This is a genomic window from Amycolatopsis sp. NPDC003861, from assembly GCF_053605405.1.
Window position 1 is genome coordinate 1 of record NZ_JBSGJD010000075.1, and the last position, 15177, is coordinate 15177.

Consider the following 15177-nt stretch of genomic DNA (forward strand, 5'->3'; position numbering starts at 1 on the left):
GCGTCGTAGGCCAGCGCGAGATCGGTGCCGAGCCGGCCGAGCGACCAGCCGTCGAAGGCGATGTGGTGCAGCACCAGCAGTACCGCGTCCTCGGCGCCGCGGAAGACGGTGGCGCGCAGGACCGGGCCCGCGGCCAGGTCGAACGGCAGGGCGACCCGGTGTGAAGCGCTTTCGCGGGCGTCTTCGGTCGCGACGACCTCGACGTCGACCGGGGCCGCCGGGACGACCTGCTGCACGGGGTCGCCGTCCCGCAGGAGGTACCGGGTGCGCAGCACCTCGTGCCGCCGGACGACCTCGGTGAGCGCGGCCCGCAGCGCGGGCACGTCCACCCGGCCGTGCCACCGCAGGAAGACGGGGACGTTGTAGGTGGCCGCGCCGGGGGCGGCCTGGTCCACCAGCCACAGGCGGCGCTGGGCCGCCGACAGCGGCGCCTCCCCCGGGCCGGGACCGCCGGGCGGCCGATCGGCCGAAGCAATCGGCGAGGACGTCGGAAATCGACCTTGTTCGCGAATTTCGCGCAACTTTCACACCCCCTGCCGACCACCATAGGCAACCTTTTCGTAGATCATCATGTGATCTGGGTCACCACCCACCTTCGTTGGCGATTCCCTGATCATTTCGCTCACTCCCGAAGCCGATCGGGTATCGTGCCGGACGGACGTGATCGAATTGACCGGGCCTCGCCGATTAATCGGAATTCCCGGCAGGTGAACAAAGGACGAACATGCGCACCGAGCTCAGCAACCCGGCGACCGCCCCCGCCCCGGCCGGCCCCTACTCCCAGGTGGCCCGGCTGGACTTCGGCGACGGCGCGCTCCTCATCCTCTCCGGCCAGGTCGCCCTCGACGACGACAACGCCGCGATCGTCGGCGAGGGTGACGTCGCGGTGCAGGCCGAACGGACCCTGGAGGTGATCGGGGCGATCCTGAAGGCGCACGGCGCCGGGTTCGCCGACGTCGTCAACATCCGGACCTACCTCACCGACATGGCCGACCGGGCGGCGTACGCGCAGGTGCGCGGGCGGTACTTCACCGGCGACCTGCCGACCAGCACCACCGTCGCCGTGGCCGCCCTGTTCCGGCCCGAGGCGTTGATCGAGATCGAGGTCACCGCGGTCGTCCGGGGCCGCTGACCCGCGTCCACACAGGGGGAAAAGTGCAGCTCAACCGCTTTGTCACCGCCGAATTCCAGGCCGTCGCGGAACGCCTGCGGGTGCCGGAGATGGGCACCGAGGTGATCGCCCGGCTGCTGGCCGACCTCGTCTGCCTGCACCGGCCGAGCCGGGTGCTCGAGGTCGGGATGGGGTACACGACCCCGTTCCTGGCCGCGGCCCTGGCCGACGTGCGGGACCAGGTGGCCGCCGAGTCGGCGGCGCTCGCCGAGAAGACCAGCCGCCACCTCGCCGACCACGACGAGCTCGACGACACCTGGCTCAACGCCGCGCCGGCCCTGGTCACCCCGGAGTTCCACCTCCGGCCGTACCGGCCGTCCCTGGTCGCCGTCGACGACCTGTCGATCCCCGAGTCCTCGGCCGAACGGGTGCTCGGCGTGCTCCGGGAACTGCGGCTGGACGACCTGGTGACGGTCGTCAACGCCGATATCCGCGACTGCGCCGACCAGCTGCCCGAGGAGTTCGCGCCGATCGACTTCGCATGGGTCGACGCCTGGGAGTGCCTGTACTTTTTCGACAATTTCTGGGAACGCATCAAACCGGACGGCGGAATCGTCCTGATGCATTATCTGCTGACTTATCCGGAGGGTGAGGCCATTGTCCGGTACATCGGCGAGTTCGCCCGCGCGAATCCGGGCGAGCTGGAAGTCGTCAACCTCCTCGAATCGCAGAAACTGACCCAGAACAGCCTGACGATGATCCGCCGCACCGGCGGAACCCGAAAGCGCCGCTACGGCGGCCCGGGCGGCCGGGTGCGCTACTCGCCGGAACTGCACGCGGCCGCCGAGGCCCACCGGGACGCCGCCCGGCCGTGATCACCCCACCCCGGCCGCCGGATCACGGCGGCCGGGACGGGGCCGTTCATGGGTGTTGCAGCTCGCGAACCCGCGTGACGAGCTCGCCGAACGACTCCGCCAGCAGGACATCCGCCGGCTCCAGCACGATCCCGAGGCCGCTGCGCACCCGGGAGGCCACCTGCATGGCCAGGATGGAATTGCCGCCCAGGTCGAGGAAGTTCGCGTCGGGCGGAGTGCCGGTCACGCCCAGCACCTCACGCCACGCCCGCTCCAGCACATCCCCGGCCGGTTCACCGGGCGCCCGCGGCGGCTCGCCACCCACCGGCTCGGCAACCGGCTCGCCGGACGGCCGCGGCGGCGCGCCACCCGCCGACCTCGCAACCGGCGCACCGGCCGCTGGCTCCAGCACGCCACCCACCGACCCCGCAACCGGCCCAAGCGACCCGGCCGGCGAGCCGGGCGGCCGCTCCAGCGACGCGAGCAGGGCCGCGCGGTCGGCTTTCCCGGTCGCTCCCAGCGGAACCTCGTCGAGCACGATCCACCGGGCGGGCACCATATAAGCCGGGAGCACCCGCTCGAGCGCGGCCGACAGCTCCGCCGAACCGAAGCCACCGCCCGCCGTCGGCAGGACGAACCCTGCCAGCCACGCCGACGGCCCGGCTCCGACCTTCTCCACGAACGCCGCCGCCACCCCGTCGACAGCCGTCGCGGCCTTCTCGATCTCTTCCAGTTCGATCCGGTACCCGCGCAGCTTCACCTGGCGGTCGCGCCGCCCGACCAGCTCCAGCGCGCCGCCGTTCACTTCGCGCACCAGGTCTCCGGTGCGGTAGCTCGACGCGCCCGTCTCGTCCGGCACGAACCGTTCCGCGGTCAAGTCCGGCCGCCCCAGGTAGCCGAGCGCGACGCCGGCGCCGCCGACGAGCAGCTCGCCGATCTCCCCCGGTTCGACCGGCTCGCCATCTTCGCCGACGACCGCGAGGGTGGTTTCCTGCAGCGCGAACCCGATCGGGATGCGGTCCAATCCGGCCAGAGAATCCGTTGTGCAGTCGAAGAAGGTGGCGAAGGTCGTCGTCTCGGTCGGGCCGTAGCCGTTGACCAGCCGGCCGGGCGCGCCGTGGGCGAGCACCTCGCGCACCGCGCCGAGGTCGAGCTGTTCGCCGCCGACCACCAGCGTGTCCAGGAACCCGAAGGCGGCGGGGTGTTCCCGCGCCGCCGCGTGGAACAACGACGTCGTCAGGAAAGCCGCCGACACCCGGGCGTCCCGGGCCAGCCGCGCCCACTCCGGCGGCGGCAGCTCGGCCACGGTCGGCAGCACGACCACGGTGGCGCCGTTGCCGAGGGTGTTCCACAGCTCGAACGTGGTCGCGTCGAAGGCCGGGTTGGCCGTGTTCGCGACGCGGTCCCCGGGGCCGAGGGCGCAGAACCGCGCCCCGGTCGCGAGCCGGCGGACGGCGCGGTGCGGGACCAGCACCCCCTTGGGCGTCCCGGTGGACCCGGACGTGGAACAGACGTAGGCGACGTCTTCCCCGGTCAGCTCGACTTCCGGCGCCTCCGGGCCACTACCGGCGTCCGGGACCGGCAGCGACGGCCGGTCCGCGGCGGGCGGGCCGGCCACGACCCGCGCACCGGCGTTCCCGAGGATCGTCGCGACCCGGCCGGGCGGGGCCTGGGGGTCGACCGGCAGGTACGCGGCGCCGGCCCGGAGGATGCCGAGCACGGCCACCACGAACTCCGGGGACCGCGGCACGGTGACACCGACGACGTCGCCGCGCCCGGCACCGGCGGCCGCCAGCTCACCGGCGAACCGGCCCGAACGCCGCCACAGCTCGGCGTAGGTCAGGCTCGCGCCGGTGCGCGTGTCGGCGACCGCTTCGGCCTCCGGCGTGCGGCGCACCCACTGCCCGACGAGCGCCGGTACCGTTCCGGCTTGCTCCACTGTCGCTCCTCCCACCCCGGGGAACGGGATCAGCTCCGGATGCCGCGCTGGTGAAGGGAAAGCGCCACGCGAGCCGAGCGTCCGTGCGCGCTTGCGGCAGACCGCGGGCGCGACCCTGCGCCGACGGCGCCGGGCACCGTGCCTGCGATTCCCCCGAGCGAGCCCCCAGAAGTTCCCCGGCACCAACGGTCGACTCCGATGCCAGTTGGGGAAAACCATACCGAGCACCGAAGGGATGCCAACCCGCCAATCAGGTGACGGGTCACGGTAGTGTCACGCACCCGCGGTCACGGTCCACATCGGACGATCAAGAGTGACTGCGGCGAAAAGGAATGCGCGTTCGACGACGTGGTGAGCGTCGGCCGGCGAGGCGAATCGCCACCGCAGCGCCCGGGCGGTCGTTGCCGGCATCGCACGCGCCGCGGACGCGCCCCGGGTGTGGCACTCAGTGCCACATTCGGTCAGGAAGCGGGCCTCCCGCCACCGAAGGCGGCCCGGACCTCGGCGAGCACCTGCTGCAGCGGAGTCGCCGTGGTCATCACGGCGACCACCGTGGCGACGTCGCCGCCCGCGGCGCCGGTCCGCGCCCGGAAGGCGTCGGCGACCAGCGCGAACGCCTCGGCCGCGTCGGCCTGGATGTCACCCTTCCCGCCACTGCGCAGCCAGCGCCGGAGGACGTGGTTGTTGGCGGCGGCGATCGCCGCGGCGAGCACGGCCGCGCGCAGGCTGGCCGCCTCGTCGCCCTGGTCCTCGAAGCGCGCCTGCAGGTACCGCGTGAGCACGCGCTGGTAGCGATCGACCGTCGCGACCTCCTTGTCGCGCAGGGAAGGCACGGCGCGGGTCAAGGCGAAGCGCTTGAGCGAGACGTCGAGGTCGTCGGCGTAGGCGTCCAGGACCAGCCCGACCGCGGCGCACGCCACTTCGACCGGATCGCGCCCCGGGTCCGCGGCCGCGAACACCTCTTCCATCTCGGCCACGATCTCGTCGTGGTTGGCGAAGAGCACGTCGTCCTTGGTTTCGAAGTACCGGAAGAACGTCCGGCGCCCGATGCCGGCCGCGGCCGCGATGTCGTCCACCGTGGTGGCCTCGTAGCCGTTCGCCGCGAACAGGTCCACGGCCGCGGCGGCGAGCGCGCGCCGCAGCCGCCGCCGGCCCGCGGGGGTGGCGCCGGCCCTGGTGGCGGGCGCGCGGTGCGGTGCATCGGTCATGACGGGAAAGTAGCAGCCCGGCTTGCTAGTGGCACTCAGTGCCGCTAACCTGGCATCCTCACCCCGAGCGGAAGGCGCCGAAGATGTCGCTCGACCAGGATCTGCAGCCGGTCTCGCCCCGTGACCGGGCCGATGCGGTGTACCGGCGGCTCTTCGGCTGGTCGGTGCAGTGGCGCGGGAGCCAGCCGTTCCTGTCGCTGGAGAACGGCATTTGCGCCGCGACGCTGCCGAAGCTGAGCGCCGCCCCGGTGCTGGCGCGGCTCGCCGCCAACGGCTGCCAGGGCCCGGCCGTGGTCATCGCGACCCAGCAGGGCCAACGGGTGGCGATCCTGGCGGAAACCGACGGCCTCATCCCGCCGCAGTTCGAACTCCCCCGTGCCGTCGAGGTGCTCGCGTGGGGCACGCTGCTCCCCCTGCCCCTCGACCCCCGGCGCGGCACGCCGGGCGCCGAGTGGCTGGTCGCCCCGGATCCGCAGCGCCGGTGGCTCCCGAGCCTGGACGCCGTGCTCGCCGGCCTCCACCGGCAGTAACGCGCCAGGCGCTCAAGGAACGCTCAAGCCTCACCACGCCCTCAAGAAACGCCAAGCGGGCCACCCGCGCGCCGGAGCTCCGCGAGCGCCAACCCGCTCAAGCCTTGCCACGCCCTCAGGAAACCCTGAGCGGGCCACCCGCAAGCACCCGCGAGCCGAAACTCCGCGAGCGCCAACCCGCCCAAGCCTCACCACACCCTCAGGAAAGCCCGAGCGGACCACCCGCAAGCACCCGCGCGCCGGAACTCCGCGGGCGCGTGTTGCGGCCAGGCCGGGGCGGAGGTGGACCTGCGCATCGACCCGGGCACCGAGCACGTCATCACCGGCGAAGCCTGCGCGACGGCCACCGAACTGCTCGACGCGGTAACAGCGCGGGAGGGCCAGACGCGGCAAGCGGTTCTCGACGGTGACCGGGTCGCGCTCAGTCCCCGGTGTCCCGGCCGGCCAGTTCCGCCGCGCCGAAGGAAACGTCGAAGCGGTCGCACCAGAGGCTCACGCTGCGGTAACCGGCCAAGTCGGTGCCGGCCGGCAGCGGGTAGTTCTGGTTTCCCTTGTTGCCCTTGAGCTTGCCCGCGTCGAGGTGCTTGCCGTCGTCGAAGACGGCCCAGCCGTCCTTTCCCGGCTTCACCGGCGCGTCGGTGAGCCAGACGTGCACGTCCGGGCCGCTGCTCGTCTCGAGGTTTTCCAGGCGCAGCACCAGCGATCCGTCGGCCGCACGCAGGATGCGGACGGTTCCGGCGGTCCGGTGCTCGTGGCTGATCAGCTTGCCGGTTGCGAGGTCCGCGGGCTCCGCCGGGCGAGACGGCACGGAAGCCGACGGCGAGGAAACCGGGGGCACGGACACCGTCGCCGGTGCGGCGGCGGGCTCGGGCAGGGCTTCCTGCACCGTTTCGTCCACCCAGAGCTGCCAGGGCTGGAACCAGTACAGGCCCGCGGCGACCGCGACGAGCCCCGCCACCAGCACGCCGATGAACCAGGGCCGCCCGAATACCCGCCGGGTGCGGTTCATCTCGCTCTCCTCCACGTCGTCGGTCGCCCCTCATTCAACGGGAAGAATGGCCCGGCCCGCGCTCCGAGCACGGTTACCGATCCCTTACGGCGAACTAATTGCCGGCTTCATCCGGGGCGTCCGCGGGCGGGTGCAGTTTGCGGAACTCGGCCAGCAGCATGCTGCGGCGTTCCGGCGCCAGCACCCCCGGCGATTCGTCGGGCAGGTCGCCGAGCGTGGTGATCGTCCGGCGGAACTGGTCGATGTAGCTCCCGCAGCCTTCGCAGATGGCGACGTGGTCGACCAGACGGCGCTCCGTGGCCGGATCGAGCTCGCCGTCGAGGAAGGCCGAGACCAGCTCGACCAGCTCCTGACATGTCATCTTCTTCATGTCGACCACCCGTTCAGACTACCTGTCCGACCTTCCTCGGCACTGCCGTGCAACCAAGAGCTACGGACATACAGTGTCGGAGGGTCGCGCAGCGTTACACCGCGCACGAGGATCGCGGTGCGGCCCCCCTCGGCGACGTGCCGTCACGGTGCGATCGCGTCCGGGTCGTCGGCCGCCGGTGCGGGCGTCAGGTAGTCTTCGAGCCGCTGCCGGACCGCCGCCCTCGCCCGGTGCAGCAGAACCCGCTGGTTCGCCGCCGAAATCTCCAGCATTGCGCAGACCTCTTCGGACGTGCACCCCTCGACATCGCGCAGCGTGAGCACGATCTGCTGCCGCTCGGGCAATTCCGTCAGCGCCGACGACACTTCATTTCTGATTTCCGTCGCCATTGCTTCCTGTTCCGGCGTCGGCCACGCGGCCGGATAGGCCCACCAATCGCCAGGGTACGGATCGGTGGAACCGCGGAAACGGGACGGGTCGACCGTCGGACCGAAGTCCTCCGCCAGGACCACACTGCTCCAGGGGACGGTACGCCTTTCTTGGGTACTACGCCGTTTGGCGGCGTTCACGAGAATCCGGAAGACCCACGTCTTCAACGATGAGCGGCCCTCGAAGTCACCGATTCCGCGCACCACGGCCAGCCAGGTGTCCTGGACCAGCTCGTGCGCCGAATCGTTGGTGCTGACGAAGGATCGCGCCACGCGCAGGAGTTTTCCCGACCACGCGTCGAGAAGGAGCGCATACGCCGTTTCGTCGCCACCCCTGAGCCGGGCGACGAGTTCGGCATCGGACGGGAGCGGTTGTGCTCCCCCAGTAAATCCTCCCACGGGCCGAGGGTAGCTCAAGACATGGAAGGGCGCAGACAATAGAGCAGCACATTGATCAACGGAACAGAGCGTATTCGAAAACGCTCGGAACGGCGGTTGCGGCGGCGAACACCGGGCGGCCCGTCACATCAGGTGACGGCGGGTGTGACGACGGTGCGACTCCGCGTTCACGGCGAGTCGTGCAGGGTCGGCCCGATGGTCTTCCCTTCTACCGAGGACGCCACGATGCCTGACCTCATCGCCGTCGAGCCGGGCGGCCCGGAATGCGGCTGCGAACTGGTGGCCGTCCTCGGGGAGCGGGACCGGCTGCTGGTACCGCACCGCTGCGGGGACGACTTCCTCGGCTACCTCGGCGACCTGCTCGGGTCGCGGCTGAGCGCCGGCAACCTGGTCGTGACCGGGCCCGCGCTGGACGACGGCCGGGCGGCGGCCGAACTCCGCGCCGGCGACCTCGGCGCGCGACGGCTGGTCCCGTACCGCCCCGGCCGCGGCGTCCTGGCCCTCGCCGACGACCTCGGCCTCCCCCTCGCCGGGGTCGGCGGGGACACCGACGCCGCGTGCCGCCGGTTCCTCCGGTTCGGTGGCGCCGAAGCGCTCGACGGACCCGCCGGGCTGCACCTGCTGGCCGGCGCGGTCGGCGCCCCGCTCGCGCCGGGCCGGCCGGTCGCCACCGAGCACGGCCTCTGCTCGGCGGTGCGGGCGCTGCTGCCCGTCGCGGGGCGCGTGCTCGTCCGGCGGGATTCCGGCCGGGGCGAGGGGCTGGTGGTGACGGTGCACGACGAGATCCGCGACGAACGGCACCCGATCGTGCGGGTGCCCGGCGACGACTGCGACTTCGCCTTCCTCGCCGCCGAACTGTGGCCGCTGCTGAGCGACCACGGCGGCGCGGACGTGCTCGTCGAGGTGCACCGCCGGGTCCTGCGCGCCCACGTCGCGGAATTCTGGGTGCCCGGGCCCGCCGTTCCGCCCGAGCTGCTGGGCGTCGCCGAGCGGCGGCCCGGGGTCGCGGGCCTCGAAGTGCCCGGCGGAACCCTGACCGCGGCCCTGCGCGCCGAGCTGACCTCGCACAGCGTGGACGTCGCGGCCGAGGCGGGGCGGCGGGGGTACGCCGGTGCGCTGCGCGTCGACTCGGTGGTGACCGGGGACGGGTGGTTCGTCACCGGGGTGCGGGCGGGCGCCGGCCGGCACGGCCCGGTCGCGCGGCTCGCCCGGGCGCTGGCCGGGCCGGACCATGCCCGGGACCGGGTGCTGCTCACCCGCGCGGGCATCAAGGTGCGCGATTTCCCGACGGCCGTCGCGGCGCTCGAGATCGCCGAGGTGGCCTACGACCGGCCGGCCCGGACCGGGGTGGCCGTCACCGTCGACGCCACGGCGTGCCGCGGCGAAATCGGCTGGCTGGTCGCCGGGCGCGACGCGGCGCACGCGGCCCGGCTGGAGCAGCGGGCGCTCGCGGCGCTGCGGATGACGTGGAGCTGCGCCGAGTGACGGTCGTGTGACGCCGCAGCGCGGAGGGTGGAACCATGGACACAGCAATCGGTACGCGCCCGGGGACGCGGTCCCCGGCCGGGCTCGGCCCGGCCGGGCTGCTGACCGTGCTGAGCGGCGCCGGTCTGTCGATCGTCGACTTCTTCATCGTCAACGTCGCCTTGCCGACCATCGACCGCACCCTGCACGCGACACCCGTCGTGCTGCAGCTGGTCGTCGCGGCCTACGGGATCGCCTACGCCACCCTGCTGGTGCTGGGCGGCCGGCTCGGCGACCACTTCGGCCGGCGGCGGCTGTTCGCCGTCGGCCTCGGCCTGTTCACCCTCACCTCGCTCGCCGGCGGCCTCGCGCCGACGGCCGGCCTGTTGGTGGCGGCCCGGGCCGCGCAAGGCGCGTCGGCGGCGCTGATGGTGCCGCAGGTGCTGTCGATCATCCAGGCCACCACCGCCGGCGAGCGGCGGTCGAAGGCGCTGGGCTGGTGGGGAGCCACGTCGGGGCTGGCCATGTGCGTCGGCCAGCTGGCGGGCGGCCTCCTGGTGACGGCCGACCTCGGCGGCCTGACCTGGCGGCCCATCTTCCTGGTGAACGTGCCGATCGGGCTGGTCTGCCTGCTCGCGCTCCGGCGGACCGTGCCGGAAAGCCGCTCGGAGCGCCCGCTCGGCCTCGACCGGGCCGGCACCCCGTTGTTCGGTGCGCTGGTCCTGGCGGTCCTGGTGCCGCTGATGGCCGGCCGCGTGCTGGGCTGGCCGTGGTGGACGTGGCTGTCGCTGGGCGCCGCCCCGGTGCTCGCGGTGCTGTTCGCCCGTACCCAGCGGCGGGCCGAGCGGCAGGACGCCACCCCGCTGCTGCCGCCGTCCCTGCTCGCGCTGCCCAGCATGCGACGCGGACTGGCGCTCAGTGCGCCGTTTTTCGCCGGCTTCGGCGCTTTCCTGTTCGTGTACGCGCTGACGCTGCAGGACGGCCTCCGGTTCAGCGCCGCGGGGGCCGGCCTCGCGATCACCCCGATGGCGGTCGGGTTCCTGGTGGCCTCGCTGGTGAGCAGCAGGTTGACAGTCCACATCGGACACCGGGTGGTGACGACGGGCGCGCTCGCCCAGGCGGCCGGGATCGCCGTCCTCATCGGCACGGTCCTGCTCGCCTGGCCGCACGTGCCGATCCTCGCCCTGGTCCCGGGCATGGCCCTCGCGGGCTTCGGCCAGGGCCTGACGATGACGACGATGTTCCGCGTCGTCCTGTCCCGGGTCCCCGCCACCCAGGCCGGCGCCGGGAGCGGCGTGCTGGTGACCGTGCAGCAGGTGTCGGTGGCCGCGGGCGTGGCGACGCTCGGCAGCTCGTACCTGTGGCTGGCGGAGCCCGGAGTCCTCGGCATCCGCGACGCCTTCGCGGGCGTGATGGCGGTGCAGGTCTTGGTCGCCTTGGTCATCTTCGCGGCCGGACGCAAACTCCCCGACCCGCGCGGCTGACCCACCACAGGCGACAGACCCCTCACACCCCCAACGTCGCCGAGTGCAGCGAAAGCCCGAAGGTCGCCGCAAGCCGCTCCGCTTCGCGGTCGAAGCCCACACGAAACGCCTTGCCCTTCTCCTCCCGGACGGCGAACCGGCCCTCCACGGCCAAGCCGCCATCGGTCGCCGTGCAGCAGACCCAGCCCACCGCGCGGTCGCCGGTCAGCATCGGCAGGGCGTAGTACCCGAACCTGCGGGCCGCGGCCGGTGTGTACGCCTCGAAGCGGTACGGCCAGCCCCACAGGAGCTCGAAGCGGCGGCGGTCCCAGACCACCGGGTCGAACGGGGCGAGGAACCGGACCCTCGGCGGTACCGGCGTTTCCGGGACGATCGCCTCGGCCGGCCAAGCCCACGCGCACCCGGCCACCACTTCGACGACGAGTTCCCCCGACGCCACCAGGGCGTCGACCGCCGCCGAGGCGTCGATTCCGCCTCGGCGGCGCAGCTGCACCAGTGCGCTTCGCAACGTGGGCAACGGAACCGGCATCAGCAACCGCGCCAGGTACCCGGTCAGCGCGAGCGCCGGGTCGCCCGTCGAGGACACCGGTGCCGCGGGACCGTAGAGCTTCACGCCGTTGCGGCGCCCGGCGACCCGGACCAGCCAGTGCCGGTGCAGCTCGTCGAGCGCGTGCGTGGTGGCCGTCGACGTGCCGCCCCAGAGGTTCTCCACCCGCGCGTCACCCAGGCGGGCCGCGACCTCCCGAGGGTGGACGACCCCCGTCTCGCCGACCAGCGCCAGGACGTCCGCGGCCACGCCCGAGGGCCGGTACGCGAACTCCGGGCGGCCGCGGGGGTCGGCCAGCGCCCGCAGCCGCGGGGTCATCGCGCCGTAGACGTGCAGGTAGCCCTCGTCCAGGCCGAGCCGGTCGTACGCCCGCTCGAGAGCGCCCTCGCGGTAGCCGCGCACCCGGTGGCGCAGGATCAGGTCCTGGGCGCGGCCCGGGCGGCGGATCGGGTCGTACTGCACGAACTCCAGCGCCTCGACGGCGGCGGTCAGCGTCCCCGGATCACCCAGGGTCGCGTGCACTGCCGCCGCCCGCAGGCGCCGGAGCCGGCCGGTTCCACTCATGAGGCGATCATGCAGCGCGCGCCGTGTCCTCGTCGTCCGGGGCGTCTTCCGGAGCCGGAGCCGGAGCCGGCGCGACGACCGAAGCGGCCGCCGGCGCACGGCGCTTGAGACGGCTCAGCAGCGGCCCGGTCATCAGCGTCGTCACCACGGCCATGATCACCATCGCGGTGAACAGCCGCGTGTCGAGCACGCCGAGGCTCAGCCCGACGTTGAGGATGACCAGCTCGGTCAGGCCGCGGGTGTTGAGCAGGATGCCGAGCGCGACCGACCGGTGCCCGTCGGCCCCGGTGAGGCGGGCCGCCCCGACCGCGCCGGCGAACTTGCTCACGCACGCGACGGCGATCACCGCGAGCACGATCACCACCCCGCGCATCCCCAGCGTCCCGAGGTCGACCGAAAGCCCGGTGACGGTGAAGAACACCGGGAGCAGCAGCAGGCTCATCTGCTCGATCCGCGCCGGCACCTCCGGCGTGCTCGCGGCGACCGCCTCCCGCGGCACCACGGCGCCGAAGAGGAACGCCCCGAACACGACGTGCAGGCCGATCACGTCGGTCGTCCACGCACACGTCAGCAACCCGGCCATCAGCACGGTGTGCACCGCGATCCGGCTGCCCGCCCACTTCCGCTCCGGCGCCAGCAGCCACTTCAGGGCCGGGCGCACCAGGTACACCAGCACGAGGACGAACACCGCCGAGCCGAGCGCGATCCGGCCGAGCGGCCACGGACCGCCCACCGTGACGACGGCGACCACCACGGCCAGCACGCACCACGCGAGGAAGTCCTGCACGGCCGCGCTGGCCAGGGCGACCGTGCCGAGCCGGCTGTGCTGGAGACCGCGCTCGGTGACGATCCGGGCCAGCACGGGGAACGCGGTGATCGACATCGCCGCGCCGAGGAACAGCGCCGGCCCGAGCGCCCCGCCCATCTTCAGCTCGTGCCGGTCGAGCCACGGGTACAGCAGCAGGGCGAGCCCGGCGCCGAGCGCGAACGGCAGCGCGACCGACACGAGCGACACCGCCGTCACCTGCTTGCCGACGCCCCGCAGCCGCGACAACCGCAGTTCGTAGCCGACGCCGAACATGAACAGCACCAGGCCCAGCTGCGAAAGCACCATCAGGTAGGGCCGGGCGGCCGGCGGGAACAGCACCGCCGTCGGGTCGCCGGGCAGCAGGCCGAGCAGGCTGGGGCCGAGCGCGATCCCGGCGACGATCTCGCCGAGCACGGCGGGCTGCCGCAGGCGCTTCGCCAGCAGGGCGAACGCGAACGCGGTCACCAGCAGCAGGCCGAGGTCGGCCAGGACGACGCCGGCCACCGCTTCGCCTCCGCCGGCGGAAGCAGCTTTGATGTGGGGAGTCACGGATTCGACCACCTTCGGGGGGAAAGCCGCCCGCGACGCCGGGGACGACCGGCACTCACTCCCGGTCGTACCGGACGCCGAGCAGGACGGCGAGGATCACGACGGCGCCGCCGGCGATGCCGTTGACACCGGGCACTTCGCCGAGGACGAGCCAGGTCCACACCGGCGTCATGGGCGCGTCGAGGACGTCGATCAGCGACGCGTCCCGGGACGGCACGCGGCCGGAGCCGAGCACCAGGAAAACGCGGCCCAGACCGAGGGTCACGATGCCGAACAGGGCCGAAACGGCGAACCCCTTCGGGTCGAACAGGTCGCGGTCCAGGAAGGGGGCCGCGAGCAGGCTGGAGAGCAGGCAGGCCAGCGCGGACGCGGCCAGCATCGGCGTGTCCCGGTGCCGGCGCGAGATCAGGATGACCCCCGCCACGCACACCGTCATCACGAAGGCCAGGCCCATGCCGGCCAGGTCGCCGCCGCTCAGGCCGCCGCCGGCCATCACGCCGACGCCGACCACCACGCCGGCGCCGGACACCCAGAACACCGGGGACGGCCGGCGCCGGAAGAAGATCAGCTGGGCCAGCCCGACGACGATCGGGATGGTCGCGTAGATGACCGACACGTTCACGACGCTGCCGAGCCGGTAGGCCCCGACCAGGCTGGTCATCCCGACGGTGAACAGACCGGCCACGGCGAGCGCGGGCCAGCGGAAGTTCTCCCGGTCGGTCATGCGCTGCTTGGTGAACAGCCGGGCCACCACCCAGATCGCGAGCGCACCGAACACCCCGCGCAGGAACAGCACGTCACCCAGGGACTGCGTCGTCGCCCGGGTGAACAACCCGATCGTGCTGAACGACGTCGCCGAGCCCAGCATCAGCAGGATGCCGACGACCCGCTCCCGGCGCACGTGCGCGTCGCCGGACTTCTCCCGCACCAACGGCTCCACGTCTGACCTCTCGTCATCCACCGGACCAACCTACGGCACCGCGCCGGCCCCGGCCGGTTTCTCCGTCCACAAAGGACATCCGGCCGGGGACGACCGCGGTGGTCAGAAGACCTGGGTCCCGCCGACGCTGTTGAGCTGCTCCGGCGCGAAGAAGGTGTGCTTCTCGAACACGGTGTCGTAGTCGCCGCGCGCGAGCGTGTCGTCGGGCAGCTTCTCCGTCGGGCGGTAGGCCCGGTGCGGTGACTTCGACGGGTCCACCGGCTCGTTCGACCGCGCGTTGTAAACGCAGTGCATCAGCGTGCGCGGCCGGCTGGTGCTGTTGGGCAGCGAGCCGTGGAGCATGTTGGCGTGGAAGAAGACCGCGTCGCCCGCCTCCATCTCGCACGGGACGACTTCCAGCCGGTCGAGGATCTGCGCGGTCCGCACCGGGTCGGCCACGTGCGCGCCGCCGACGTCGACCATGTCGATCCGGCCCAGTTTGTGCGAGCCCTTGACCACCTTCAGGCAGCCGTTCTCCAGGTTGTTCGAGTCGAGCGCGACCGAGCACGTGACGGTGTTCGGGTAGACGCAGTCGTCGTACCAGTAGGCGTACCCCTGGTGCCAGTCGACCGCGCCGGGGACGTCGTCGCTCTTGCGGACGAGCTTGATGTGCCAGAAGTAGCTTTCCTCACCCAGCAGCAGGGACGTGTTGTCGACCATCCGGGCCAGGCGCGGCAGCTTGCCGGCGTAGGTGTCGTTCTGCTCGCACCAGATGGTGACCTTCCACAGTTTCCCTTCGAGGTCGGGAATGCTGGACTGCGAACCGCGGATGTCCGGGTGGCGGTCGAGCTCGTCCTGCAGCGGGCGCAGCTCGCCGGCGGAGAAGAGCCCGCGCTTGACGACGTACCCGTCTTCGTGGAACTGCGCGGCCTCGTCCGGGGTCAGCAACCGTTCGGTGGCGGCCGCCGGGGTGGCGATGGAAGTCATCTCGTGT

At 72.6% G+C, this 15177-nt stretch carries 15 protein-coding genes; 5 read left to right on the plus strand and 10 right to left on the minus strand.

Annotated features, from left to right (window positions below; genetic code table 11):
* Nucleotides 1-521 (minus strand): condensation domain-containing protein (locus tag ACWEVN_RS20110; RefSeq protein WP_452052258.1); only part of this gene is annotated, 521 nt, incomplete at its 3' end.
* Between the two features lie 203 nt (nt 522-724).
* On the opposite strand from ACWEVN_RS20110, the gene ACWEVN_RS20115 reads away from it, so the two are divergent.
* Nucleotides 725-1132, plus strand: a complete 408-nt coding sequence (locus ACWEVN_RS20115) for a RidA family protein (protein WP_449685763.1) — start codon at nt 725-727, stop codon at nt 1130-1132.
* A gap of 23 nt (nt 1133-1155) precedes the next feature.
* Nucleotides 1156-1986, plus strand: a complete 831-nt coding sequence (locus tag ACWEVN_RS20120; protein WP_452052259.1) for a class I SAM-dependent methyltransferase — start codon at nt 1156-1158, stop codon at nt 1984-1986.
* Nucleotides 1987-2032: 46 nt separating this feature from the next.
* On the opposite strand, the gene ACWEVN_RS20125 is transcribed toward ACWEVN_RS20120, so the two are convergent.
* Entirely contained in the window at nt 2033-3904 is a 1872-nt protein-coding gene (locus ACWEVN_RS20125; RefSeq protein ID WP_452052260.1) for an amino acid adenylation domain-containing protein, read from the minus strand.
* A gap of 461 nt (nt 3905-4365) precedes the next feature.
* Nucleotides 4366-5112 carry a TetR family transcriptional regulator gene (locus ACWEVN_RS20130; protein WP_452052261.1) on the minus strand — a complete coding sequence of 249 codons (747 nt, stop codon included), beginning with the start codon at nt 5110-5112 and terminating at the stop codon, nt 4366-4368.
* An 83-nt stretch (nt 5113-5195) separates the two neighbouring features.
* Between ACWEVN_RS20130 and ACWEVN_RS20135 the strand changes: the two genes are divergently transcribed.
* Nucleotides 5196-5642 carry a glycogen operon protein GlgX gene (locus tag ACWEVN_RS20135; protein ID WP_449685767.1) on the plus strand — a complete coding sequence of 149 codons (447 nt, stop codon included), beginning with the start codon at nt 5196-5198 and terminating at the stop codon, nt 5640-5642.
* Nucleotides 5643-6063: 421 nt separating this feature from the next.
* On the opposite strand, the gene ACWEVN_RS20140 is transcribed toward ACWEVN_RS20135, so the two are convergent.
* From ACWEVN_RS20140 to ACWEVN_RS20150, 3 genes are all read right to left on the minus strand, one after another.
* Nucleotides 6064-6651, minus strand: a complete 588-nt coding sequence (locus ACWEVN_RS20140) for a DM13 domain-containing protein (protein ID WP_452052262.1) — start codon at nt 6649-6651, stop codon at nt 6064-6066.
* Nucleotides 6652-6745: 94 nt separating this feature from the next.
* A complete protein-coding gene (locus ACWEVN_RS20145) occupies nt 6746-7021 on the minus strand; it encodes an anti-sigma factor family protein (RefSeq protein WP_449685769.1) in 276 nt (91 codons plus the stop codon).
* Between the two features lie 143 nt (nt 7022-7164).
* Nucleotides 7165-7848, minus strand: a complete 684-nt coding sequence (locus tag ACWEVN_RS20150) for an RNA polymerase sigma factor (protein WP_452052263.1) — start codon at nt 7846-7848, stop codon at nt 7165-7167.
* 225 nt (nt 7849-8073) lie between these two features.
* On the opposite strand from ACWEVN_RS20150, the gene ACWEVN_RS20155 reads away from it, so the two are divergent.
* Nucleotides 8074-9333 carry a peptide ligase PGM1-related protein gene (locus tag ACWEVN_RS20155; protein ID WP_452052264.1) on the plus strand — a complete coding sequence of 420 codons (1260 nt, stop codon included), beginning with the start codon at nt 8074-8076 and terminating at the stop codon, nt 9331-9333.
* Between the two features lie 35 nt (nt 9334-9368).
* Nucleotides 9369-10796, plus strand: a complete 1428-nt coding sequence (locus ACWEVN_RS20160; RefSeq protein ID WP_449685771.1) for an MFS transporter — start codon at nt 9369-9371, stop codon at nt 10794-10796.
* Nucleotides 10797-10818: 22 nt separating this feature from the next.
* Here the strand turns inward: ACWEVN_RS20160 and ACWEVN_RS20165 are convergent, their stop codons facing one another.
* The 4 genes from ACWEVN_RS20165 to ACWEVN_RS20180 form a co-directional block, all read right to left on the minus strand.
* A complete protein-coding gene (locus tag ACWEVN_RS20165; RefSeq protein ID WP_452052265.1) occupies nt 10819-11907 on the minus strand; it encodes a DNA glycosylase AlkZ-like family protein in 1089 nt (362 codons plus the stop codon).
* A 7-nt stretch (nt 11908-11914) separates the two neighbouring features.
* Nucleotides 11915-13264, minus strand: a complete 1350-nt coding sequence (locus ACWEVN_RS20170) for a cation:proton antiporter (RefSeq protein ID WP_452052266.1) — start codon at nt 13262-13264, stop codon at nt 11915-11917.
* A gap of 55 nt (nt 13265-13319) precedes the next feature.
* Complete coding sequence (locus ACWEVN_RS20175) at nt 13320-14192, minus strand: DMT family transporter (protein ID WP_452052267.1); 873 nt, start codon at nt 14190-14192, stop codon at nt 13320-13322.
* A 114-nt stretch (nt 14193-14306) separates the two neighbouring features.
* A complete protein-coding gene (locus tag ACWEVN_RS20180) occupies nt 14307-15170 on the minus strand; it encodes a phytanoyl-CoA dioxygenase family protein (protein WP_449685775.1) in 864 nt (287 codons plus the stop codon).
* Nucleotides 15171-15177: the final 7 nt, after the last annotated feature.